At 70.9% G+C, this 23588-nt stretch carries 19 protein-coding genes; 6 read left to right on the top strand and 13 right to left on the bottom strand.

Annotated elements, in window-relative coordinates; genetic code table 11:
- Position 1 precedes the first annotated feature (1 nt).
- Positions 2-2182 (bottom strand): alpha-ketoacid dehydrogenase subunit alpha/beta, encoded by a 2181-nt coding sequence (locus MYF83_RS11090; protein WP_248960164.1) that lies wholly within the window; start codon positions 2180-2182, stop codon positions 2-4.
- 144 nt (positions 2183-2326) lie between these two features.
- Between MYF83_RS11090 and MYF83_RS11085 the strand changes: the two genes are divergently transcribed.
- From MYF83_RS11085 to MYF83_RS11070, 4 genes are read left to right on the top strand one after another with little or no spacing between them, the layout of a single operon-like run.
- Positions 2327-2833, top strand: coding sequence for a VOC family protein (locus MYF83_RS11085; protein ID WP_248960163.1), 507 nt, complete (start codon positions 2327-2329; stop codon positions 2831-2833).
- 35 nt (positions 2834-2868) lie between these two features.
- The gene (locus tag MYF83_RS11080) at positions 2869-3534 is read left to right on the top strand and encodes a GntR family transcriptional regulator (RefSeq protein WP_248960162.1); all 666 of its coding nucleotides are present in this window, start codon (positions 2869-2871) and stop codon (positions 3532-3534) included.
- Entirely contained in the window at positions 3531-4004 is a 474-nt protein-coding gene (locus MYF83_RS43680; RefSeq protein ID WP_248960161.1) for a (2Fe-2S)-binding protein, read from the top strand. The genes MYF83_RS11080 and MYF83_RS43680 overlap by 4 nt, the downstream gene beginning before the upstream one ends.
- Positions 4001-6235: a xanthine dehydrogenase family protein molybdopterin-binding subunit gene (locus tag MYF83_RS11070; RefSeq protein ID WP_248960160.1), complete on the top strand. Its 2235-nt coding sequence runs from the start codon at positions 4001-4003 to the stop codon at positions 6233-6235. Before MYF83_RS43680 ends, MYF83_RS11070 begins: the two co-directional genes overlap by 4 nt.
- 247 nt (positions 6236-6482) lie before the next feature.
- On the opposite strand, the gene MYF83_RS11065 is transcribed toward MYF83_RS11070, so the two are convergent.
- The 4 genes from MYF83_RS11065 to MYF83_RS11050 are packed head-to-tail and all read right to left on the bottom strand — an operon-like array spanning position 6483 to position 11019.
- Positions 6483-7637, bottom strand: a complete 1155-nt coding sequence (locus MYF83_RS11065) for an alpha/beta hydrolase family protein (protein ID WP_248960159.1) — start codon at positions 7635-7637, stop codon at positions 6483-6485.
- 12 nt (positions 7638-7649) lie between these two features.
- Positions 7650-9068: a S41 family peptidase gene (locus MYF83_RS11060; protein WP_248960158.1), complete on the bottom strand. Its 1419-nt coding sequence runs from the start codon at positions 9066-9068 to the stop codon at positions 7650-7652.
- Positions 9065-10132: an ABC-2 membrane transporter-related protein gene (locus MYF83_RS11055; RefSeq protein WP_248960157.1), complete on the bottom strand. Its 1068-nt coding sequence runs from the start codon at positions 10130-10132 to the stop codon at positions 9065-9067. Before MYF83_RS11055 ends, MYF83_RS11060 begins: the two co-directional genes overlap by 4 nt.
- Positions 10129-11019, bottom strand: a complete 891-nt coding sequence (locus MYF83_RS11050) for an ABC transporter ATP-binding protein (RefSeq protein ID WP_248960156.1) — start codon at positions 11017-11019, stop codon at positions 10129-10131. Before MYF83_RS11050 ends, MYF83_RS11055 begins: the two co-directional genes overlap by 4 nt.
- Positions 11020-11331: 312 nt before the next feature.
- On the opposite strand from MYF83_RS11050, the gene MYF83_RS11045 reads away from it, so the two are divergent.
- Together MYF83_RS11045 and MYF83_RS11040 are read left to right on the top strand one after the other, a co-directional pair.
- The gene (locus MYF83_RS11045) at positions 11332-12789 is read left to right on the top strand and encodes a sensor histidine kinase (protein ID WP_248960155.1); all 1458 of its coding nucleotides are present in this window, start codon (positions 11332-11334) and stop codon (positions 12787-12789) included.
- The gene (locus MYF83_RS11040; RefSeq protein WP_248960154.1) at positions 12786-13457 is read left to right on the top strand and encodes a response regulator; all 672 of its coding nucleotides are present in this window, start codon (positions 12786-12788) and stop codon (positions 13455-13457) included. Before MYF83_RS11045 ends, MYF83_RS11040 begins: the two co-directional genes overlap by 4 nt.
- A gap of 307 nt (positions 13458-13764) precedes the next feature.
- On the opposite strand, the gene MYF83_RS11035 is transcribed toward MYF83_RS11040, so the two are convergent.
- From MYF83_RS11035 to MYF83_RS11000, 8 genes are all read right to left on the bottom strand, one after another.
- On the bottom strand, positions 13765-15219 hold the full coding sequence (locus MYF83_RS11035) for an NAD-dependent succinate-semialdehyde dehydrogenase (protein WP_248960153.1): 1455 nt from the start codon (positions 15217-15219) through the stop codon (positions 13765-13767).
- 31 nt (positions 15220-15250) lie between these two features.
- Entirely contained in the window at positions 15251-16495 is a 1245-nt protein-coding gene (locus MYF83_RS11030) for a M24 family metallopeptidase (RefSeq protein ID WP_248960152.1), read from the bottom strand.
- Positions 16492-17460 carry an NAD(P)-dependent oxidoreductase gene (locus tag MYF83_RS11025; protein WP_248960151.1) on the bottom strand — a complete coding sequence of 323 codons (969 nt, stop codon included), beginning with the start codon at positions 17458-17460 and terminating at the stop codon, positions 16492-16494. The genes MYF83_RS11030 and MYF83_RS11025 overlap by 4 nt, the downstream gene beginning before the upstream one ends.
- A gap of 99 nt (positions 17461-17559) precedes the next feature.
- Complete coding sequence (locus MYF83_RS11020; RefSeq protein WP_248960150.1) at positions 17560-18618, bottom strand: alpha/beta hydrolase family protein; 1059 nt, start codon at positions 18616-18618, stop codon at positions 17560-17562.
- Between the two features lie 86 nt (positions 18619-18704).
- A complete protein-coding gene (locus MYF83_RS11015) occupies positions 18705-19442 on the bottom strand; it encodes an ABC transporter ATP-binding protein (RefSeq protein ID WP_248960149.1) in 738 nt (245 codons plus the stop codon).
- 1 nt (position 19443) lies between these two features.
- A complete protein-coding gene (locus MYF83_RS11010) occupies positions 19444-21312 on the bottom strand; it encodes a branched-chain amino acid ABC transporter ATP-binding protein/permease (protein WP_248960148.1) in 1869 nt (622 codons plus the stop codon).
- Positions 21309-22187, bottom strand: a complete 879-nt coding sequence (locus tag MYF83_RS11005) for a branched-chain amino acid ABC transporter permease (protein ID WP_248960147.1) — start codon at positions 22185-22187, stop codon at positions 21309-21311. The genes MYF83_RS11010 and MYF83_RS11005 overlap by 4 nt, the downstream gene beginning before the upstream one ends.
- A 97-nt stretch (positions 22188-22284) precedes the next feature.
- A complete protein-coding gene (locus MYF83_RS11000) occupies positions 22285-23484 on the bottom strand; it encodes an amino acid ABC transporter substrate-binding protein (RefSeq protein WP_248960146.1) in 1200 nt (399 codons plus the stop codon).
- Positions 23485-23588: the final 104 nt, after the last annotated feature.

Raw genomic sequence — 23588 nt, 5'->3', positions numbered from 1 at the left:
GTCAGTACTCCGTGATCTCGGTGAGCTTGGCGGCCACTTCCTCGCCGCGGGCGATGGCCGCGCGCTCCAGGACCTTGCTGATGCTGGGGGAGGCCTCACCGCCGGTGAGGCGCTGTACCGGCTGGTCCAGCCAGTCGAAGAAGCGGCGCTGGATCTCGTCCGCCAGCCAGCCGCCGTAGGAGGTGCCCATCGGGCCCTGCTCCGCGATGAGCACGTTGTTGGTCTTCTTGACGCTCTCGCCGATCGTGTCCCAGTCGATGCTCGCCCGGTCGAGCCAGCGAAGGTCGATCACCTCCGCGTCGACGTCGCCCAGCGAGTCCACCGCTTCCAGTACGAATTGGGTCATCGCGAGGTAGGTGATGACGGTGATCTGGGACCCGGACCGGCGAACGGCGGCGCGGCCCACGGGGATGCAGTAGTCGAGGTCGTCCACCGGCCCTTCTCCCACCGAGCCGTAGAGGTCGACGTGTTCCAGGACGACCACGGGATCCTTGCACCGCAGCGCGCTGTTCATGAGTCCCACGTAGTCGAACGGGGTCGAGGGAGCGACGATGCGCCAGCCCGGAGCGGTCGCGAAGATTCCGGCCGGGTCCATCGAGTGCTGCGAACCGTACCCGGTGCCTATCGCGACCTTGCTCCGCAGCACGAACGGCACGTCGTCGTCACCGCCGAACATGTGCCGGGCCTTGCCCACCTGGTTGAAGAGCTGGTCGGCCGCGACCCACATGAAGTCGGCGTACATGAACTCGACAACGGGCTTGTAGCGGCCGTCGAGGGCGATGCCGCCGCCGAGACCGGTGAACGCGTTCTCGCTGATCGGGGTGCCGAGGACCCGGTCGGGATAGGCCTCCTTGAGGCCCCGCGTCGCGCCGTTGGTGCCGCCGTTGAGGCGGTGCACGTCCTCGCCCAGCACGACCACGCCGCCGTCGGTCTCCATCCGCCGCGCCATCACGCCCGCGACGGCGTCGATGAACTTCTGCTCGGCGAGCGTCCCGGCGAAGGTGTCGCGGTCGGCGAAGCGGGCGCCGGCGAACTCGCCGAGGTCGCCGCGCACCCCCACGTCGGCGAAGCCGGGATCGGGCCACTCTTCCGGCTTGATCCGGCGGCGGCCGGGCTTGCCGCCGGGGAGCGGTTCGAGGAGCACGTCGCCGATGCCGGCCATCAGTCTTCCGGCGCGTTCGGCCGTCGCGTCGATCTCCGGCCGGGTGAGGATGCCGCGCCGCACGAGGTGCCCGGAGAGCCGCTCGATCGGATCGCGGTCGCGCCACTGCTTCTCCTCCTCCTTGGTCCGGTAGCCGAACGCGCTGCCGGGGAAGGGGCCGTTCTGGTGGAAGTAGCGGTAGACGTCCGCCTCGATCACGGCGGGGCCGCGGCCCGCCCGCAGGTGGGTGAGCGCCTCTTTCATGGCGAGGTGGACGGCCAGCGGGTCCATCCCGTCGACCTTCCAGCTCGCGATGCCGAAGCCCGGCCCGCGCGCCGAGAGGCGGGGCTCTCCGGTGGCCTCGGCGACGTTGGTCGAGACGGCGTAGAGGTTGTTCTCGATGAAGAAGCACAACGGCAGCTTCCACGCGGACGCCAGGTTGAACGTCTCGAGCGTGGAGCCGATGTTTGCCGCCCCGTCGCCGAAGTAGGTGACCGCGACGGCGTCGGTGCCGGCCTGCCGGTGCGCCCACGCCGAGCCGGCGGCGAGCGGAACCCCGCCTCCGACGATGGCGTTGGTGCCGATGGCGCCGGCCTCCCTCCACCGCAGGTGCATCGACCCGCCCCGCCCGTGGCTGAAGCCGCGGTCCAGGCCGCAGATCTCGGCCAGGCTCCTGAGCAGCACGTCCCGCACGTCGCCGGAGAACTCCCGGGTGGGGTCGATGCCCTTCGGCTCGACGTGCGCGAGCACCTTGGCGAGGAACTGGTGGTGGCCACGGTGCGAGCCGTTGACGGTGTCCTTGCTGGTGAGGGGGAGGATCGACCCGACGGCGCCGCCCTCCTGCCCGATGCTCGAGTGGGCGGGCCCGTGGATCAGCCCGGCGCGCGCGAGGTCGAGGACGTACTCCTCGAAGGTCCGGATGAGGACGAGCTGGCTGAGCATCGCCGTCAGCAGGGCCGGGGCGGCCGCGTCCCAGTCGGCGTCGGTGGCGACGACCTCCACCCAGGGCGCCGCGGCTTCGAGCCGGTGGTGCTGGGGCATGGGCAAACCTCCGTGCAATCGATCGCAAGGACTCAAGCCTGACATGGATTGGATCCAACTTCTAGCCGTGTATCCGACAGGGAGGGCGGTTAGACTGTTATGTATGGTGTTTTGGATCCAATACGGCTCGTGGAAGAGGGCACGATGAACACCGGACTTCCCGGGCTCGCCCGCGTGGACCACATCGGCTTCACGGTGCCCGATCTCGAGCAGGCCAGAGGGTTCCTGGTCGACGTGCTCGGCTGCGAGTACATGTACAGCCTCGGGCCGTTCCGCCATGACGACAGCGAGTGGATGTCCGAGCACCTCAACGTGCACCCCCGCGCGGTGATGCGCGAGCTCCACTTCTTCCGCTGCGGCGGCCAGGCCATCTTCGAGGTCTTCGAGTACTCGGCGCCCGGCCAGGACGCGACCGTGCCCAAGAACAGCGACATCGGCGGCCACCACGTCGCGCTCTACGTCGACGACCTCGACATCGCGGTCGAGTACCTCAAGAGCAGACAGGTCACGGTGCTCGGCGAACCGACGGCCAGCAGGGGGCCGAGCGAGGGCCAGCGCTGGGTCTACTTCCTCGCCCCCTGGGGCATGCAGTTCGAGCTCGTGTCCTACCCGCACGGCAAGGCCTTCGACCGGCAGCCCCCACTCCCGTGAGAAGGTCGGATGTGCCAGGACAGGAGAAGCCGGCCGTGAACGGGGCGCGGAGCGATGTGGCGAGCCGGCGCGTCGCCGACCACCTGCGCGCGGCGATCCTCAGCGGCGAGATCGCGCCCGGAGAGCGGATCCGCCAGGAGGAGGTCGCCGAGCGGCTGGGGGCGAGCCGGCTGCCGGTGCGCGAGGCGCTGCGCATGCTCGAGGCCGAAGGGCTCACCGAGCACCACACGCACAAGGGCGCCCGGGTGCCCAAGCTGGACATGCACGAGGTGGAGGTCATCTACCGGATGCGCGAGCGGCTCGAACCGCTCGCGCTGGCCGAGAGCCTGCAGCACCTGACCCGGGACGACCTGCGCCGGCTGGAGGGGCTCCAGGAGCGCATAGAGGCCAACGGCGACATCGGGGAGTTCCTCGCGCTGGACCGCGAGTTCCACCTGCTGACCTACTCCGGATGCGCGATCGAGCAGCTCTCCTCGATGGTCGTCAGACTGTGGAACTCAACCCAGCACTACCGGCGGGCGTACATGCACCTGAGCGGGCAGGCCAGGCGCTGGATCGTGAACGCCGAGCACCGGCTGCTCCTCGACGCCATCGAACGGCAGGACGCCGACGAGGCCGAGCGGTGCCTGGCCGGGCACATCCGGCGGACCCGCATCGAGCTCTCCCACCACCCGGAAGTCTTCGAAGGGCCGATTCCGTGACCGAGGTGTTCGAGCTCACCGTCAACGGAAGCCGCGTGCGGGTCGAGACCTACCCGGACACGCCACTCCTGCACGTCCTGCGCGCCGAGCTGGACCTGAAGGGCGCAAGGTTCGGCTGCGGGATGGGCCAGTGCGGCGCCTGCTTCGTCCTGCTGGACGGCCAGGTCGTCCCGTCCTGCGACACGCCCATGTGGTCCGCCGCCGGCCGGACCGTCGTGACCGTCGAAGGGCTGGCGCCCGGGGACGCCCTGCACCGCGTGCAGCGGGCGCTCATCGAGGAGCAGGCGGTCCAGTGCGGCTACTGCGTCTCGGGGATCCTCGTCAGCGCGGCGGCCCTGCTCGACCGGGACCCGGCGCCCGGCGAGCAGGCCGTCATAGAGGCGCTCGACCGGAACCTGTGCCGCTGCGGGGTCCAGCGCCGTGTCGTGCGCGCCGTCCTCAGGGCCGGATCCCAGGAGGCCGCGGAATGACCACCGAACGCGAAGCCGTATGGACCGCCGGCCTGCCGAGGGATCTCGCGGCGAACCCGATCCTGTCGCGCTGGGTGAGCGTCGACGCGGGCGGCGTCATCAGCGTGCGGGTGGGAAAGGTGGAGCTCGGCCAGGGGATCCTCACCGCGCTGGCCCAGATCGCCGCCGACGAGCTCGGTGTCGGCCTCGACCAGGTCCTGATGCCGCCGGCCCACACGCTCCACGGCCCCGACGAGGGCCTGACGGCGGGCAGCATGTCGATCGCCCAGGCGGGCCCCGCCGTGCGCGCGGCCTGCGCCCAGGTGCGGGCCAGGTTCGTGGCCGAGGCGGCACGCCGCTGGGGCGTCGACGCCGAGCGGGTCACCGTACTGGCGGGCCGCATCCGCCACGGTGAGCGGGTCACGTCCTACGGCGCGCTGGCGGGCGTCGTGGACCTCGACGTGCCCGCCGATCCGCAGGGGCCTCTCACGCACGGCGGCCCGCCCGTGCTCGTAGGCACGAGCTCTCCCCGGCTGGACCTGCCCGGCAAGGTCGCCGGCCTGCCGCGGTTCATCCACGATCTCCGGCTCCCCGGGCAGCTGTTCGGCAGGGTGCTGCGGCCGCCGTCGCCCGGTGCGAGGCTGACCGACCTCGACGCGGCCCGGCTCGCGGACCTGCCGGTCGAGCTGGTGCGGGACGGCTCGTTCCTGGGGGTGATCGGGGCCGACGAGGCGGAGGTCACGCGCGCCCTCGAGACGCTGCGGGCCGCAGCGACCTGGGAGGAGCACGACACCCTGCCCGACGAGGACGACCTGCGCGGCTTCCTGCGCTCCGGCCCGCACGAGACCACCGAGGCGCCGGCCACCGAGCGGCCACCGGCCACCGACCGGACCGCCGAGCGGCCACCGGCCACCGAGCGGACCGCCGAGCGGCCACCGGCCACCGATCTCGACCATCCGCCGGCCGCCGGGCAGCCGGCGTCGGCCGGGCGGCCCCTGCGGGCGAGCTACAGCCGGCCCTTCCTCGCGCACGCGTCGATCGCGCCGAGCTGCGGGGTGGCCCGATGGAACGACGACGGCACCCTGTCGGTCTGGAGCCACAGCCAGGGCATCCACGGGCTGCGGGCCGCGATCGCGCTCGCCCTGGACATCGACGCGGAAAGGATCGATGTCGAGCACGTCCAGAGCGCCGGATGCTACGGCCACAACGCCGCCGACGACGCGGCGTTCGACGCGGTGCTGCTGGCCCGCCGCGTGCCCGGCCGGCCGGTTCACGTGCAGTGGAGCCGGCGCGACGAGCTCGCGTGGTCGCCTTTCGGACCGGCCATGTCGGCCGACGTGCAGGCGGTGGTCGACGAGTCCGGCGCGGTGCGGTCCTGGCGGTACGAGGTGTGGAGCCAGGGACACACCAGCCGTCCCGGCTACCTCGGGGTGCCCGGCCTCCTCGCCGGCGCCTACCTCGAACGGCCCTGGCGCTACCCCGCGCCCGCCGACCCTCCCGTCGCCGCCGGGGCGGGAACGCTGCGCAACGCGGTGCCCATCTACGACTTCCCGCACCGCCGGGTGACCGGCCACCGGCTGCTGGAGACGCCGATCCGCTCGTCTGCCATCCGATCCCTGGGCGCCTTCATGAACGTGTTCGCGATCGAGTCGTTCATGGACGAGCTCGCGCTGTCCGCGGGGATCGATCCGCTGCGGTACCGGCTGGCGCATCTGCGGGACGCCCGGGGGCGGAAGGTCCTGCAGACCGCCGCCGAGGCGGCCGGCTGGGGGGCGCCGGTGGCGGAGGGGACGGGACTCGGCCTCGGGTTCGCCCGCTACAAGGACAAGGGCGCCTACTGCGCGGTGGTCGCGGAGGTGGAGGCCGAGCACGAGATCCGCGTCCGCCGGCTCACCATCGCCGTGGACGTCGGCCTGGTGGTGAACCCGGACGGGGTGCGCAACCAGATCGAGGGGGGAGCGACCCAGGCGGCGAGCTGGACGCTGAAGGAACGCGTGCGGTTCGACCGGCGAAGGATCACCAGCGACGACTGGGAGAGCTACCCGATCCTGCGGTTCGGCGAGTCCCCGGAGATCTCCGTCGAACTCGTCGAGGCCCCGGGGCTGCCGCCGGTGGGAGCCGGCGAGGCGGCCCAGGGACCGACGGCCGCGGCCATCGCCAACGCGGTCACGGCCGCCATCGGCGTACGCGTCCGAGACCTCCCGCTCACCCCCGAAGCGGTCCTCGCCGCCATCGAGTCCTCAGACCTCTGAGAACGACGCGGGTGTCGCCGACCCCGGAGCGGGCCGACGAACGCGTGTTATTCCCTGATGGGGTCAGTCCCGGGCGACATGCCCACCCGCAGGCCTCCACGACACCCTCGCCCACGGGATCGGCGGCAACCGCCACCCCGATCACGACGCCGTAGCGGCTGGCCGCCGGCCGGTCACTGGTCGGCCCAGTGGTCGGGGCATCGCCCGTGCTGGGGCCGGCTACCCGCACATCGAGATGCGCAGGGTCTCAGGATTGACCGCAGGTCGCGGGGCAGAATGTGACCTCGGGGTAGCGTGATGACGGCTTGTCCAGGAGGGGTTGTCGTTGTGATTTCAGGTGCTGGTCGAGGAAGGCCGCCACGTAGGTGCGGGTGAGCTCTGCGCCACGGGCCGCGGGCAGCATGCCAGGGAGAGGTTCGATGCCGATGACGTCTGCCACCAGCGGGATGTCGGTGAAGGACTGGTGTTCGGCGTCCGACAGCACGAGCCAGCGCTTCCACCCGGTCAGCAGCTTCCAGTCACGGTCCCACGAATTGTCGGGGCCGCCCGGGACGTGGTCTCGCGAACCCAGGAACATGAACGGCCGGGAGAACCCGCTCTTGGGGATCCGGGCGTAACTGGTGCCGTCCATGTCGATCCCGGCGCGTATGCGCTGGTCCTTGACCATGGCCGCCACGACGCTGGCCCCGCCGATCGACTGGCCCACCATCGCGATCCGGGTGCGGTCGATCAAACCGGACCGGTCCCAGGTGGAGGTCAGCTGGTCGAGGACGAAGGAAACGTCGGCGGCCCGGCCCTGGACCAGTGCGGCGTGGGAGCCCGGGTCGGTGTCGCTGTCGCAGGCGAGGCATTCGGCGACCCGCCCGTCGGACAGGGTGGTGGCGTAGCTCTCGTAGGTGTGGTCGATCCCGGCCACGATGTACCCTCGGCTGGCGAGATCCTCGGCCAGGGACGTGAGCGTGCTCATCGGCTTGGTGAAGCCGGGGGAGAGCACCACCAGCGGAAGCTTCTTCCCCTCGGGGTCGGCGTCCTTGACGGCGTTCGTGCGCGTCTTGCTCAGCGTGTCGTACGGCGTGGTCGCGATCCCGGAGCCTTTCAGGAGGAGTTCCGCTTCCTTGGCCGTCATGTACGGCGCGCGCTCCCCCTCGCGCTGCTTGGTCGGATACCACAGGGTGACCTTGAGCTCCCTGGCGTCGACGTCGAGGTCCCAGGGATCGGGGCGGGAGGTGTCGGTCAGATGCAGGGCGGTGGTGCCGACCGGCCGGGGGCCGGTGGGGGCGGGCAGGGTGGCGGGGCCGGGCGGTTTGGCCGGCGGGGCGTCGGACCTGGGCGGCGCGGGAGCGGAGCAGGCGGACGCGGCGAGGACGGCCAGTCCCGCGGCGAGGGTCAGGAGTCTTCTCATGGCGAGATCCCTTCACGCGTGCAGCAAGGTCAGTGCCTTGGCCAGGGCGGGGTCGCGTCCGGCGGCCGCGTCCTTCGGGGTCAGGGGCACGTAGTGGTCGGGCGGCACGCCGATCCGGTCGATCACCTCGCGGTTGGGCCCGAGGTGGTGTCTGGCGGGGAAGCTCAGGAGGGTGTTGTTGGCGAGCAGGTACCCCTGCGCCGGGCCGGAGATCACGCCGGCGGTCCTGGTGCCGGCAAGCCGGCCGATGCGCAGGTCCTTGACCGCGGCGCTGAAGTGCTCGCAGGCCGAGGCGCAGTCGCGGTCGGTGAGCACGACCAGCGGCAGGTGAAGCAGCTCGACGGTGTCGTCGGTCGGCGTGGCCTGGCATGTGCCGTCGACGGTGCACTGGTAGGCGGTGTTCTTGCCGTGGACGAACGCGCTCAGCAGCCGGGCCGCCTCCACGGGGCTGCCGCCGCCGTTGCCGCGCAGGTCCAGCACGACGCCGGACAGCGTCCGGCCGGTGCGCAGCCTGGTGATCGCCCGCAGGACCCGGTTCGCGGAGTCGGGGGCGAATCCGGTCATCCGTACGTAGGCGATGTCGTCGTCCAGCAGCTTCGACCGCACCACCTGCAGGCCGGCCAGATCGCGCTGGAAGAGGCCGGGCTTGAGCGTCACGCTCCAGCGGCGGCCGGTGCTCTGCCGCAGCAGCCGCAGCCGCACCGGCCGCGCCTCCGGATACTTCGGGTAGAGGGCGGCGATCGCGGGGGTGGCCTCGCCGTCGATGAAGGGCGCCGACCCGTTGATCGCTTCGATGATGTCGCCGGGGCGCAGCCCAGCGGCCTGCGCCGCGCCGCCGAGCACGGTGGCGACGAACAGCGGGGCGACGGCGGCGCCGGGGTTGGTGTCCACCTGCGGGCCGTTGACGTTCGCCTCGAGGCCCAGGCCGTAGCCGTCGCCGTCGTAGTAGTCGGGCGGCCGCTTGTCCTGGTGCTTCCAGTCGGCGTGGTTGTCGCCGAGGGCGGCCACGATGGCCTGCAGGGTGACGGCGGTCAGCTTGTCGCGCAGGTCGGGGGCCTGGTCGGTGATCTTGCGGTAGGTGGTCTCGAAAGCGGCCCAGTCGGCTTTGCGGTCGCCGGTCAGCGCGGGCATGGTCGCCCCGGGCACGTCGCGCCCGTCGTGGTTGAGCTCCTGGGTCAGGGCGACGAATCCAGCCGTCAGCAGCGAGCGGGCGTCCAGCGTGGCGCCGCTGTAGTAGTTGCCGAGGATGCAGAAGTACGCCTGCTCGATGATGTCGATCGTGGTGGCCGTCTCCGCCCCTGGGGGTGCCTGGGGCGGGGCGCAGACCGTACCAGTTGTTGTGCCTGCCTGGCCGCGCGGCGGCGTCGGCGCGGTGCAGGCCGCCGCCAGCAGGAGCGCGAGCCCGGCGGCGGCGGTTCTGACGGCGGTCATGACAGGCGTCTCCGGAGCCACCAGAAGGAGAACCACGCGAGGCCGAGGGTGAGCAGGGCGTAGATCCCGGTCTCGATCCACTGGAAGGGCCAGAAGCGCTCAAGGGGCTGGTAGGTCGCCTGCTGCCGGTAGCCGAGCCGGTTGATCTCGGCCGTGCACCCCTCCGCGGGTAGTCCCTGCAGTGAGCAGGGTCCCGACGTCGTGGAGACCGGGACGGCCCGCACGATCGTCGACGACGGTCCCGAGCTTCCATCTCCGCTGGAGATCGTACGTCCGGACGGATCGACCAGCTTGCTGGACAGGACCCAGGCGCCCGCGTGGCCGGGAACGGCCGACGTCCTCAGGAAGATTTGCAGGGATCCGCCTCCCGGCGCGCCGAGGCCGTCCATGTTCTCCCGGCCGAGCTCGAAGGTCCCGGGGACCGGGGGCATCAGGTGGGGACGGACGAGCAGCGGCATGGCGAGCTGGATCGCGGCGAAGACGGCCAGGGTGAGGGCCATGGCGGGCAGCGTGCGGCGCACCAGCATGCCCACGGTCACCCCGAGGACGAAGGCGAAGGCCGCGTACCCCATCGGGGCGATACCGCGCGCGCCGAACACCACGGGAGCCATCTGCGCCATTTCCGGAACGGCCGACTTGTCCAGAGGGTCGGACCACCAGGTGACCGCGAGGCCGCACACGCCGGCGGCGGCCATGGCCGCCAGGCCGGTGAGCCCGAGCTTGACCGCCAGCCAGCGGCCGCGGGTGATGCTCTGGTTCCACACCAGCAGGTGCGTGCCCGCCTCCAGCTCCCGGGTGATCAACGGTGCTCCCCAGAAGAGCCCGACCAGCGCCGGCAGGATCAGCACGACGAGGGTGAGGGCCAGGAAGGGGATGTCGTACTCGCCGAAGAACCGGTCGAAGAAGTCGAGGCAGGTGTTGTCCGGGGTGCAGCCGGCGATCCCGGCAGCGTAGTCGGAGGCCAGATTCGGGCCGGTCAGGGCCAGGGCGGCGGCGAGAACCACGAGTACGGCGGCCATCATCGTGGCCGAGCCGCGGAACTGGCGCCAGGTCAGCCAGATCATCGCTGCACCTCCAGGGCGGCTCGCCGGTTGTCGGCGGTGCGCTTGTCCATGTAGGCCAGGACGAGGTCCTCCAGGCTGAGCTGGGTGACCGTCCAGGCGGGGTCGTGGATCGGCGTGTCGGTACGGACCACGTACGTGCTCTGTCGCTCGGTGTGGCTGGCGGAGATGACGTGCTGGTCGGCGGGGAGCCGGTCGGGGTCGCGGCGTGGGCCGGTGAGCCGGTGATGGCCGGCCATTATCTGGTCGACCTTCCCGGCCATCTGGACGCGGGAGTCGGCAAGGACGATCACGTAGTCGCAGATCCGTTCCAGGTCGGAGACCAGGTGGGAGGAGAGCAGCACGCTCAGCTTGTGCGCGACGGCAGCCTCCGTCAGGCCCTGCAAGAACTCGCGGCGGGCCAGCGGGTCGAGCGAGGCGACCGGTTCGTCCAGGATCAGCAGCTCGGGCCGCTTGGCCAGGCCCAGGGTGAGGGCGAGCTGGGCGCGTTGGCCGCCGGACAGCTTGCCCGCCCGTTGGGCGGGGGCGAGGCCGAGCTGCGCGATGCGCTCCCGTGCCATGGCCTCGTCCCAGCGGGGGTTGAGCCGGGCGCCTAATCGCAGGTGTTCGGCGATGGTCAGTCCCGCGTAGACGGGGGTGTCCTGGGCGACGAACCCGACCTTGGCCAGCTGCGCGGGCGTGTCCCCGGGCCGGCCGCCGAGCACGGTGACGCCGCCCGCACTCGGTTCGAGCTGACCGCAGGCCAGCTTCAGCAGCGTCGTCTTGCCGGCTCCGTTGGGACCCACCAACCCCACGACGTGGCCCACCGGGATGTCGATGGTGCACTCGCGCAGCGCCCAGCGCTTGCCGTACTTCCTGCCCAGTGCCTGGGCTTCTAGGACAGAGGTCACGCTGTGTCCTCCTGAGAGGTGGTCCGAAAGGTGGTCATGAACAGCGCCTCGATGCTTTCGTCGAGGCCCGGGCCGGAACCGCGGCTCCAGAGCGGCGGGATGGCGGGAACGAAACTAGGCACTGCCCATGCCGGTGCGCGTCGGCCGTCATATCGAGATCGCGTACCTCCTGAGAACGAAGGGCCGCGAGGTCATCCCTGCGATGTACTCCCGAAGACCGTGAGCCCCGTCATAACGGCCGATGCGGGACGGACAGGCAGGCGTGACAATGTGCCGGTGGAAACCGGTGAACGACCGCCGTGGTGGCGGCATGTGCTCGACCTGGACAGCCGGCTGGACGAGGACTACCCGGACCGGCGTGGCGTCCGGGGCACGCCGGGGCTGAGTGGCGACGGACCCCCAAGGGCGTCTCGCAAAGCACTCGCCGCCGACGTGGTGGTCGCGATCGTCCTGACGGTCATCGCGGTGGCCGTATCGGCGAGATATCCAGTGATCGGCCCTATCGCGTATCAGCCCGATGTGATCGAGTACTTGCGGCTCCGACCTGCCCTCTCGCCCCGACCGCCGGTTCCTGATCTCCCTGCAGTTCCTGATCTCCCCGCAGTTCCTGATCTCCCGGCAGTTCCTGATTCCCCGACCGGCTCCCCACCACCTCCTGGCGTCCTGTCCAACGGCCCATCCCCAGTCTCTGGCGACCCGTCCGGCAACGCGCCGGCCCAGCCTCTGCCCTACGACCCGCCCGCGTTCCTGGTGGCGCTGACGGCGTTGCCGCTGGCGGCGCGGCGCCAGTACCCGCTCATCACCTTCTGGGTGGTGCTGGCCGCGGCGCTGGCCACCCACGCGGGTGCCACTTGGATCACCGTGCTGACCTGCGCTGTCGCCGCGTACGGTGCCGTCGCCCACAGCCGTAACAGGTTCCTGGCGATGGGTGGCCTCGTGCTCGCGGCCGGGCTCGCCGGTGGCGCCTTCCGGGACGTCGCGCCTGCGCTGCCGATTTGGATGGGACCGTTCGTCGTCATGCTAAGCGTCGGCGTCTTCGGGAGCTTCGTCCGTTTCTGGCGGCGACAGCTGGGAGCCAGCCGGAATCGGCTCGCCGAGCTGCAGCAGGCGCAGGAAAACGCCATGCGCAGGGCTGTCGCGGAGGAGCGCTCCCGGATCGCCGCCGAGCTCCACGATGTGGTGACCCACAATGTCAGCGTGATGGTGATCCAGGCCGGCGCGGCCCGCAAGGTCATGGACGTGGAGCCGGAACAGTCGAAGCAGGCTCTGCTCGCGATCGAGTCCGGCGGCCGGGCCGCCATGGCCGAACTGCGCAACGTCATGGGCCTGCTCGCCGGCCCGGGCGGCGAGCGTCTCGACGGGCCTTCCGACGGGCTCGAACCCCAACCCGGGCTCGACCAGCTTGACGCCCTGGTGGAACGGGTCCGTGCCGCCGGCGTGCCGGTGAGCGTCGAGGTGTCGCCGCCTGGGCCGCTGCCTCCCGGGATCGACCTCGCCGCCTACCGCGTCGTGCAGGAGGCCCTCACCAACACGATCAAGCACGCGGCCGGGGCCGCCGCGTCCGTGACGATCGGTCATGACGGCGACTGGCTGGAGATCGAGGTGACCGATACCGGCGGGGCACGGAGCGCCGGGCCGCGGACCGGCGGCGGCAGGGGGCTGATCGGGTTGCGCGAGCGGCTCGCTGTCTACGGCGGGACTCTGGACGCGGGGCGGACGGCCGGGGGCGGATTCCGGATCAGGGCCCGTCTCCTGTGGAGGACCGCATGACCGAGCGGTTGCGCGCCGTCATCGCCGACGACCAGGCACTGGTACGCACGGGATTCCGCATGATTCTCGCCGCCGACGGCATCGAAGTGGCGGCCGAGGCCGCCGACGGGGGCGAAGCCGTCGCCGCGGTGCGCCGTACCAGGCCCGATGTCGTGCTCATGGATATCCGCATGCCGCAGATGGACGGCCTCGAGGCCACCCGGCGGATCCTCGCGAGCGGCGCCGAGGAGACCCGCGTGCTGATCCTGACCACCTACGACCTCGACCACTACGTGTACGCCGCGCTCGCCGCGGGGGCGAGCGGGTTCCTGCTCAAGGACGTCACACCCGAACACCTGGTGGCCGCGGTACGCCTGGTGCGCTCCGGCGACGCCCTGCTCGCGCCTACCATCACCCGCCGCCTGGTCGAACGTTTCGCCCGCCGCGACAACGTGCGGCCCACCCTCCACCGTGATCTCTCCCAGCTGACGCCCCGGGAACTGGACGTGCTGCGCCTGCTCGCCACCGGACTGAGCAACGCCGAACTCGCCGACCAGCTGACCCTCAGCGTGGCCACGGTGAAGACCCACGTCGCGCGCATCCTGTCCAAGCTCGGCCTGCGCGACCGTGTCCAAGCCGTGGTGGTCGCGTACGAGACCGGCTTGATCTCCCCCGGCGGCACCGGCTGACCTGAATCCACTGGACAACAACACCCGACAGGCCGGGAGACGGTAGCGATGATCATGGATTCCCGCTGCCAATGACCCCACTGTTGTAAGTGGCCACGGTCAGTGAGCCGTGGGTCCAGGCGAGGAAGTGAACCGGCCGTGGGTTGACCTTCGGCGACCTGGTGACGGCCGGGGAGCGCGAGGGGCCGGCCGTCCCCTCGCCGGGGGTTCGGGGGCTTGCCCCCGAAGAGACACGGCCCGAGCGTCATTGCGCGAAGCGTGCCTACTGCTCGGCCCTTGCCTTGGGCATCTCAGCGGTCACTATGGGTCACCATTGGACGGCGATGTACTTGGCCTCCAGGTAGTCGAGCATGCCCTCGTGGCCGCCCTCTCTGCCGATGCCGCTCTGCTTCACGCCGCCGAACGGCGCCGCCGGGTCGCTGACCAGGCCGCGGTTGAGGCCGACCATGCCCGACTCGAGCTTCTCGGTCACCCGCAGTCCCCGGGCGAGGTCGCCGGTGTACACGTAGGCGACCAGCCCGAACTCGGTGTCGTTCGCCAGCCGGATCGCCTCGGCCTCGTCGTCGAAGGTGACGATCGGGGCCACCGGGCCGAAGATCTCCTCCCGCAGGATCGGCGAGCCGGGGTGGACGTTCACCAGCACCGTCGGGTCGTAGTAGAAGCCCGGCCGGTCCGGGCGGGAGCCGCCGACGACCGTCTGCGCGCCCTCCTCGACGGCGCCGCGCACGAGGCCGTCGACCTTGTCCACCGCGTCCTGGTTCACCAGCGGGCCGACCTGGGTGCCCTCCTCGGTTCCGGGGCCGACGGTCAGCGTCGACATCCGCTGGGCCAGCCGCCTGCCGAACTCGCCGGCGATCGAGGACTCGACGTAGAACCGGTTGGCGGCCGTGCAGGCCTCCCCGGCGTTGCGCATCTTCGCGATCATCGCACCTTCGATGGCCGCGTCGAGGTCGGCGTCGGCGAACACCAGGAACGGTGCGTTGCCGCCGAGTTCCATCGAGGTGTTGATGACCTGGTCCGCCGCCTCGCGGAGCAGCACGCGGCCGACCTCGGTGGACCCGGTGAAGGAGAGCTTGCGGACGCGGGGGTCGTGCAGCATCGCCGACACGACCGGGCCGGACCGGCGCGCGGGCAGCACGTTGACCACCCCCGGTGGCACTCCCGCCGCCTCCAGGATCCGGGCCATCGCCAGCGCCGTGAGCGGCGTGTCGCTCGCGGGTTTGAGGATCACCGTGCAGCCGGCGGCCAGGGCCGGGCCGATCTTGCGGGTCGCCATCGCGGCCGGGAAGTTCCACGGCGTGACGAGCACGCAGATGCCGACGGGCTGGTGCAGGACGACGATCCGGTTCGCGCCGGAGGGCGCCGTGGCGAGCGCCCCGACGCTCCGGACGGCCTCCTCGGAGTACCAGCGGAAGAACTCCGCGGCGTAGGCCACCTCGCCCCGCGCGTCCGGCAGCGCCTTGCCGTTCTCCAGGGAGATCAGCATGGCGAGGTCCTCGCTCTGCTCGGTCATGAGCTCGAACGCCGTCCGCAGGATCTCGGCGCGCTCGCGCGGAGCCGTGGCCGCCCACGACGCCGACGCCTTCTCCGCCGCGTCGACGGCGGCGATCGCGTCCTGCACGGTGCCGTCGGACACCGAGGCGACGACCTCCCCGGTCGCGGGGTCGAGCACGTCGAAGCGGCCGCCGTCCTGTGCCGGGACCGCCCTGCCCCCGATGTAGAGGTCGGTGAGCAGGTCGCCGAGAAATGCCTTGTCTCCCATCGGAACGCCTTCTTTCGGGTAGCGGGGGCTCTCAGTACGGGTTGGCGATGACCAGGTCCTGGGCGGGGAACAGCGTGAGGACGCGGGCGCCGTCCGGGGTGACGACGACCTCCTCCTCGATCCGCGCCGCCGAGAAGCCGTCGCTGGCGGGGCAGTACGTCTCGAGCGCGAACACCATGCCGGCCTGGAGCTCGATCGGCTCCCGCATGCTGTTGAGCCGCGAGATGATCGGCCGTTCGTGCAGGCCCAGCCCGAGGCCGTGGCCGAACTGGAGGCCGAAGGCCGCCATCTCGTTCTCGAATCCGAACTCGGTCGCCGCGGGCCACACGGCGGCCACCTGGTCCGTGCCCACTCCGGGCTTGATCATGCTGATCGACGCGTCCATCCACTCCCGGGCCTTGGTGTAGGCGTCCCGCTGGCTCGCCGTCGCGCTGCCCACGCTGAACGTCCGGTAGTAGCAGGTCCGGTAGCCGTTGTAGGAGTGGATGATGTCGAAGAAGGCCTGGTCGCCCGGCCGGATCAGGCGGTCGGAGAAGTTGTGCGGGTGGGGGTTGCATCGCTCGCCGCTCACCGCGTTGACCGCCTCGACCTGGTCGGAGCCCATCTCGTAGAGCCGCTTGTTGACCAGCGCCACGATCTCGTTCTCCCGGATGCCGGGCTTGAGCACCTCGACGACGTCCTGGTAGACGCCGTCCACCATCGCGGCGGCCTGGGTGAGCAGCATGATCTCGTCCCGGGACTTGATCTGCCGCGCGTCGAGCATCAGCTGCTGGGCGTCGACGACCTTCAGGCCCTGCCGCTGCATCTCGAAGAGGAACGGCGGCTCGACGATGTCCACCCCCACCGGGGCGTCGGCCAGGCCGGCGTCCTGCAGGAGTCCCTTGATCTGGCGGACCGCCTCCACCATCAGGCCGGCCGTCGGGGCGATCGCGCCGCGCATGCCGAGCATGCCCGCGTGGCAGTTGGCCGGATCGAGCCACGGGCTGTACAGCCGGTGGTGCCGGGCCGCCGACCCGAAGTCCCACAGCATCGGTTCGCCGCCCCGGGGGAGCAGGGCGTACCTCGTCATCTTGTCGCCGAGGGCCCCGCCGATCCAGGTCTGGGTGACGTACCGGATGTTGTAGAAGTCGAAGAGCAGGAAGGCGCCGCACTCGCTGGCGGCCAGGGAGGCGCGTGCCCGGCTCAGCCGGTGGTCCCGGAGCCGGCCGAAGTCGACCCGCTGCTCGTAGTCGACCGCCATGTGCCCGGGCGCGGGCAGCGGAGCCGCGGACGTCATGACCGCTCGTCCCCGCGCGCGGTGCCGAGGCCGTCGTCGACCGCGACGTTCTCGGGTTTGAGGTCGAGGCCGGAGACGGCCGCCTGCAGGTCGAGCAGGATGGCGAAGTCCTCGTCGACCCGGCCGCTGCCGACGGCGGCCTGGACGAGCTGCGCGGTGATCGCCGCCAGCGGCATGGGGACGTCGAGCCGGCGGGCGGCGGCGAGCCCGAGGTCGAAGTCCTTGCGCAGCAGGACGGGCGTGAACGTCGGGGTGTAGTCGAGGTTGACGAAGGCGGGGGACTTGTACCGGGTGAACGTCGAGCCCATGACGCTGTCGTTGAGGAACTCGAGGAAGGCGTGCCGCGAGACGCCGCCCTTCTCCACGAGCACGGTGATCTCGGCGAGGGACTGGGTCACCACGCCGAGCATCAGGTTGTGCGCGATCTTCACCAGCCGGGCGGTCTCGCCCTCCCCGACGTAGGTGGCCGACTTGCCGATGTGCCCGAGCAGGTGCGCGACCCGGTCGTAGATCTCCCGCCGTCCGGAGACGACCAGGCTCAGGCCGCCGGCTCTGGCGACCTTGCCGTTCCCGCTGACCGGGGCGGCGAGGAAGCCGACGCCTCTGTCCTCGCACGCCTGCCGCATGGCGGCCGATGACTCGGTGGAGACGGTGGAGCAGTCGACGACGATGCCGGGCTGGCGTCCGCCGTCGGCGAGGAGCCCGCCTTCGCCGAGCAGCACGTGCTCGAGGTCGGCCGAGGTGGAGACCATCGTGAACACGACGTCCTTGTCGCGCAGGTCGGCGATCGAACGGCACACCGACGCGCCGTGCTCCTGGAGAGGCTCCGCCTTGGAGATGGTGCGGTTCCAGGCGGTGAGGTCCACGCCGGCCTTGGCGAGCCGCCCCGCCATCGCGACGCCCATGCGGCCGGTTCCGATCCAGCCGACGCGTGGATCGGAAGCGCCGGTAGTCGATTCAGTCATCTGGCTCCGCCTCTGCAATCGTTTGCTGCAAAAAGTAGGAGGTGATCTGTCCTGTGTCAATACGACGCCGGTCCCGGCCGTGGCACCGGCCCGCCGGAGTCATCGGAGCCGTTCCGCGACCCAGTCGGCGGTGTAGGGGCGGTGCCACGGCGCGACGTTGGCGCAGCCGTGGTTGCCCTCCTCGAGCATCAGGGTCTCGACCTCGCCGCCGGCCGTGGCCGCGAGCCGCTCCGCGTGCCGCCACGGGATGAGCCGGTCCTTGCGCCCGAAGACGATCAGGAGCGGTGCGCTGATCGCGCCGGCGCATCCCTCCATGCTCAGGGTCGAGGCGATGCGGTGGGCCTCCTGCGGTGAACCGGCGCCCGACCTGACCCGGAACGTCTGCCGTGTGAGCTCGGGGAGCCCGCTCCAGCAGTCCCCGAAGTCGTACGGCCCCGCCAGGGCGACGCAGGCCTTCACCCGGTCCCCGGCCGCGGCCGCTACCCGGGGCGCGTAGTACCCGCCCAGGCTGACCCCCCAGACGGCGATCCTGGCCTCGTCGATGTCCGGCTCGGCGCCGAGCGCGTCGAGCATCGCCTCTCCCGGCAGCGACCATTCCCCCCGGATGGGCAGGTCGTACTCCGCCTCGCCCTGTCCCGGGCCGTCCACGCTGAAGGTGGCGAGCCCGCGTTCGAGGAAGGTCTCCTCGGTGGACCGCAACTCCTCCTTCGTCGAGTCCAGGCCGGCCAGCATCAGGACCGCCGGATGCGGTCCGGGTCCGGCCGGAAGCCGCAGCACGCCGGCCAGCGTGGCGCCCTCGAAGCCGATCTCGATCCGCCGGCCGGGTGGCGACAGGTGCGGCAGGGCGTCGGTGAGGCACACCACCGCACGCGCGTGCGCCTCCCGCATCTGGTCCAGGTCCTCAACGAAGACGAACTTCGCGAAGTGGTAGTAGACCGCCGCGCGGGAAAGATGCCCGCCGGCCGAGAGGAACCGTCCGCCGGACAGGGCGTCGCGTCCCAGCGCCTCGTGCTCGGCCGCCACCGCGGACCAGGAGGCGCACCAGTCCGCCCAGCGGTCGATCCCCCGGGTGACCCGCTCGAAGTCGGAGACCGTCACGCCGTTCGTGGTGAAACGCGGCCCCCAGTGTGCGATGGCGGAGCTCACGCGTTCGTCCATGGTCGATCCCTGCTCTCACAACCGGTTCTGCAAACGAGTGCATATCCTTCATCGGAAACGACTGTCAAGGCGCCCAGGGGAACGGCTCAGGGACCGCTCGCGACCCTCGGGCCCGCCCCGCCGCCGAGGTACAGCGACGAGATCTCCGGATGGTCCCTGATCTCGGCGGCGGTGCCGGTGAGCCGCACCTTGCCGCCTTCCATCACCACGCCGTGGGTGGCGAGGCCGAGGCCGAGGCGGACGTTCTGCTCCACCAGCAGCACCGTGGTGCCGGCCTGGTGGAGCTCGTGGATCAGATCGGCGACTCCGGCGAGGCTGCGCGGGTCCAGCCCCAGTGACGGCTCGTCGAGCAGGATCACCTTGGGATCCAGCATGAGGCACCGGGCGATCTCCACCATCCGCCGCTGGCCGCCGCTGAGGTTCCCCGCGTGCTCCTGCGCCCGGGCCGCGACGATGGGGACGCGATCCTTGACCCTGTCCAGCCGTTCCCGCAGCAGCTTGCGGTCCTTGCGGATCAGGTAGCCGCCCATCAGGACGTTCTCGTGCACCGACATCGCCGGGAACAGGGCGTGCGACTGCGGCACCTGGGTGATCCCCTTGCGCAGGATCTCGTCGGGGGCGTGGTGGCCGATCGGCTCGCCGTCCATCGACACCTCGCCCTTGCTCGGCCGGAGCAGGCCGCTGATGACGCGGAGCACGGTCGACTTGCCGGCGCCGTTGGGGCCGACGATGCAGGTGATCGACTGCTTGCCGCACTCGAGGTCGACCCCCTGGAGCACGCTCCCGCCGCCGTAGCCCGCGAAGACCCCGTTCAGGGACAGCACGTCACTGCACCGCCTCTCGTGTCGCCGCGCCCTGCGTCCGCGGCCCGCCGTCGCCGGCCGCAGGCCGCCAGTCGTCGCCGAGGTAGGCGTCCAGGACCAGGGGATCCTCCCGGATCCGCCCAGGCGGCCCCTCGGCGATCGGCGTGCCATGGGAGAACACGACGACCGGATCGCACAGGTCCAGGACGAGGGGGATGTTGTGCTCGACGATGAGGAACGTCACCCCGTCGTCGTTCAGCTCGCGGATCACCTCGGTGAGCCGTCCCAGCAGGCTCGGGTTCACCCCGCCGGCCGGCTCGTCCAGCAGGATCAGCTTGGGCTCGAGCATCAGCACCTGGGCGAGCTCGACCAGTTTCTGCTGGCCGTAGGACAGCGCGCCGGCCCGCTCGCCGGCCAGGCGGCCGAGGCCGACGATGTCGAGCAGCTCTCGCGCCCGGGCCGCCTCGTGGCCGTGCACGCCGCCGGCGAACATCGTCCGCGGGCGCGAGTCGGGGAGGGGGGCGACCACGTTCTCCTGGACCGTCATCTCCTTGAACAGCCGGGTGACCTGGTAGGTCCGGCCCAGCCCGAGGTGCGCCCGTTCCCAGGGCCGCATCGCGTCGATCCGCCTGCCGCCGAACCAGATCTCACCCGAGTCGGCGGCCATGCCACCGGAGATCAGGTTGAACAGCGTCGTCTTGCCCGACCCGTTCGGCCCGATCAGCGCCGTGATGGTGCCCCGGCGGACCGTCAGGCGCGCGTCGTCGACGGCCGTCAGGCCGCCGAACCTCTTGGACACCCCGCGCACGTCGAGCAGGATCTCGCCCTCCGCCGCGCCTTCCGGCCCGGTGGCGGCCGGGGCGGGCGCCCGCTCGCGCGTCGTGACGGGTGCCCGGGCGAGGGCGCCGGCCTGGTCGGTGTACTCCACGTCCACGGGGTGGCGCCGGCGCCACCAGGCCTCGACGGTCGGCAGGATGCCTCGCGGCAGGAACAGGACCACGAGCACGAGGGCGAACCCGAACAGCAGCACCCGCGACTGGCTGCCGCCGCCGTAGACCGTGGCCGCCTCGCTGACCAGGTTGACGATGAAGGCGCCGAGGACCGGGCCGTACAGCGTGCCCCGGCCTCCCGCCAGCGCGGCGAGCACGATCGTCACGCTGCCGAGGATCGCGAACGACCCGACCGGGTTGATGAAGGTCAGGTAGTACGCGTAGACGCCTCCGGCCGTTCCGATGAAGAACGCGCTCGCGCCGTAGGCGACGATCTTGAAGCGGGTGGTGTTGACGCCGATCGAGGCGGCCTTACCCTCGTCCTCCCGGATCGCCACCAGTCCCGTGCCGAACTTCGTGCTCCTCAGCCAGGCGCTGAACAGCACCGTCAGCACCAGCAGCACCAGGAAGAGATAGTAGAACGGGATGTTCTGGAAGTCGCGGTCCCAGAAGGGAAGGTCGAGGGTGATCCCGTCCGACCCCTGGGTGAGGCTCTTGGAGTTGATCGCCAGGATCTGCGCCGCCAGCAGCATCGCGATCGTGATGATCACGAACGCGTGCCCGCGGGTCCGCAGCACGACCGAGCCGATCAGCACCGCCGCCACCACCGCGGTCACTCCGCCGATCGGCGCGACCCACAGCGGGTTCACCCCCCACCGCAGCGCGAGGATGCCTGCGGTGTAGGACCCGAGGCCCAGGAACATGCTGTGCCCGAGCGAGATGTAGCCCGCGTAGCCGGCGATGATGTTCCAGCTCGACGCCTGGATCGCCAGCAGGAACCCCAGCAGCATGACGGCCTGCGGGTAGGGCTGCCAGGGGTTGACGACCGGGTACAGCAGGAGCGCGACCAGGCAGAGACCGGCGGCGAGATGTGCGCGGGGGACCGCTCGCAGCCGGTTCATACCGCGTCCTCCCGCAGCTTCGCGCCGAACAGGCCCTGCGGTCGGATGAGCAGCACGGCCATGATCACGACGTAGAAGACCAGCGTCGACCAGCCCAGGGATCCGTAGGTCGCGGTCAGCGTCTCGGCCAGGCCGAGGATGGCCGCGCCCGCGAGGGCGCCGGGCAGGCTGCCCATCCCGCCGAGCACCACGATGCCGAGCAGCCGCGAGATCCAGTCGTAGTGGGAGGCGGGGAAGAACGGGTAGAGCACCGACAGGATGGACCCGCCGACGCCGGTGGTGGCGCTGCCGATGGCGAAGGCGAGGGCGGCCGTGCCGGTGGCGCCGACGCCCACGAGGGCGGCGCCCGACGGGTTCTGCGTGGCGGCGCGGATCGCCCGGCCGGTCCAGGTCCGGGTCAGCACGAAGTACAGGGCGCCGAGCACGGCCATCGCGGCGAGGAAGCCGAACACCTGCGCCTTGGGCAGCGAGATCTCCCCCACCCGGAAGGACTCCTCGAAGTACGAAGGGGTCGCCGACCTGAACTTGTTGCCCGCGACGACGTTCAGGACGCCCTCGATGACCAGCGCGAAGCCGAACGTCAGCAGGACCGACATCGACGCGGACGAGCCGCGGATCCGCGAGATCATCAGGCGGTAGACCACCCACCCGAAACCGAACATCAGCGGCGTGGTGACCACCGACGCGAGGATGGGGTCGATCCCGGTCTCGTGCCACAGCCACCAGGTGAGCATGGCCACCAGGACCAGGAAGGCGCCCTGCGCGATGTTGATGATCCGCATGACGCCGAAGATCAGCGTGAGGCCGGAGGCCATCAGCGCGTAGACCCCGCCGATCAGCAGGCCCAACGTGATCGCCTGTACTAGATGTGTCATCTCAAGAACTCCTCGTCGGCCCCGATCCTGGTGCGGGCGCGGGCTCCTGCCCACGATGCCGCCGGACGGGCCCGGCGGCATCGGCGGTCGTTGACGGTTATTTCCACCCGGGCTTGGGGTTGACGACGTTCTTGGTCGTCGCCACGTCGGCGGGCCCGACCACCTCGACCTTGCCGGACTGCCACTGGGCGAGCAGGAACCGGCCCTTCGGCTCACCGGTCGCCTCCCAGCTCAGCGGACCGAGGATCGTGTCCACCGTGTTGGCGTGCAGCCAGTCCCGGATCTTGTCCTGGTCGATGGAGCCGACCTTCTCGGCCGCGGCCTGCAGCACCTGCGCGGCGGCGAACGCGTCGGCCGCGTCCTCGGCGGGGTCGGCGCTGTAGGCCTTCTTGTATCCGGCGACGAACTCGGCGTTGAGCGGGGTCGACGCCTTCTCGTTCCAGCTGACGGTGTAGAAGACGCCCTCGGTGTTCGCCGGGCCGATGCCGTCGCTGTACTGGCCGGCGTTGCTGGGCGCGGAGGTCTGGAAGAGGATCTTGGGGGAGTAGTCGAGCTGCTTCAGCGCGCGGACCAGCCCGACGCCGTCCTCGAACACGGCGCCCTGCGCGATCAGGTCGGGTTTCTTGCTGGCCAGCGTGCTCGCGACGGACTGGAAGTTCGTCGTGTCGGCGGGGTAGAGGGAGCTGTAGACGGTCTGGACGCCCAGGGCCTCCAGCTGTTTCTGCATCGACTCCACCACGGGGTGGGCGAACGGGTCGTCCTGGCTCGGGTAGGCCGCCGTCTTCGGGCGGTCGGCCTCGGGCAGCGACTTGATCCAGTCGATGAAGACGTCGGCCTGGTGCGGGGCGGTCGCCGGCTGCGCGAAGAAGAGGTACTTGAAGCCGCGCTCGAACATCTTGGGCGCGCCGCCGGCGGGCTCGACGAAGACCATGCCGTTCTTCTCGGCCACGGCCGAGGCGGGGTAGTTCAGCAGCGAGGAGAACGTGCCGAGCAGCAGGTCGACCTTGTCCTGCGTGATCAGCTTGGTGTAGTCGGCGACCACGGTGTCCTGGTTGCTCGCGTCATCGGTGATCTTGAGCTGCACCTGACGGCCCAGGATGCCGCCCTTGGCGTTGACCATGTCGCGCCACACCTCGTAGCCCCGCTTGGCCTCGGTGCCCGGCTGCGCGAAGTCTCCGGTCAAGGGCAGGGAGATGCCGACGACGATCGGCTTGCCGGTGTCGGACTTGGCGATCTCGGAGGGCCGCTGGCCACAGGCGGACAGGGCGGTCGCGGCGCAGACCGCCACGACGGCCACCGCCGCGGTCCTCCAGCCTCGACCACGCCGGCGCGTAACCCTGGGTGCCGACTCGGCGAGTATCTCGGATTGCCCGGGGGATGAAGCGGTCATGAGCCCTCCTT

It is taken from the genome of Sphaerisporangium perillae, from assembly GCF_023276435.1.
Taxonomy (GTDB): Bacteria; Actinomycetota; Actinomycetes; order Streptosporangiales; family Streptosporangiaceae; genus Sphaerisporangium; species Sphaerisporangium perillae.
This window is presented reverse-complemented; position numbering and strand designations above follow the sequence as displayed.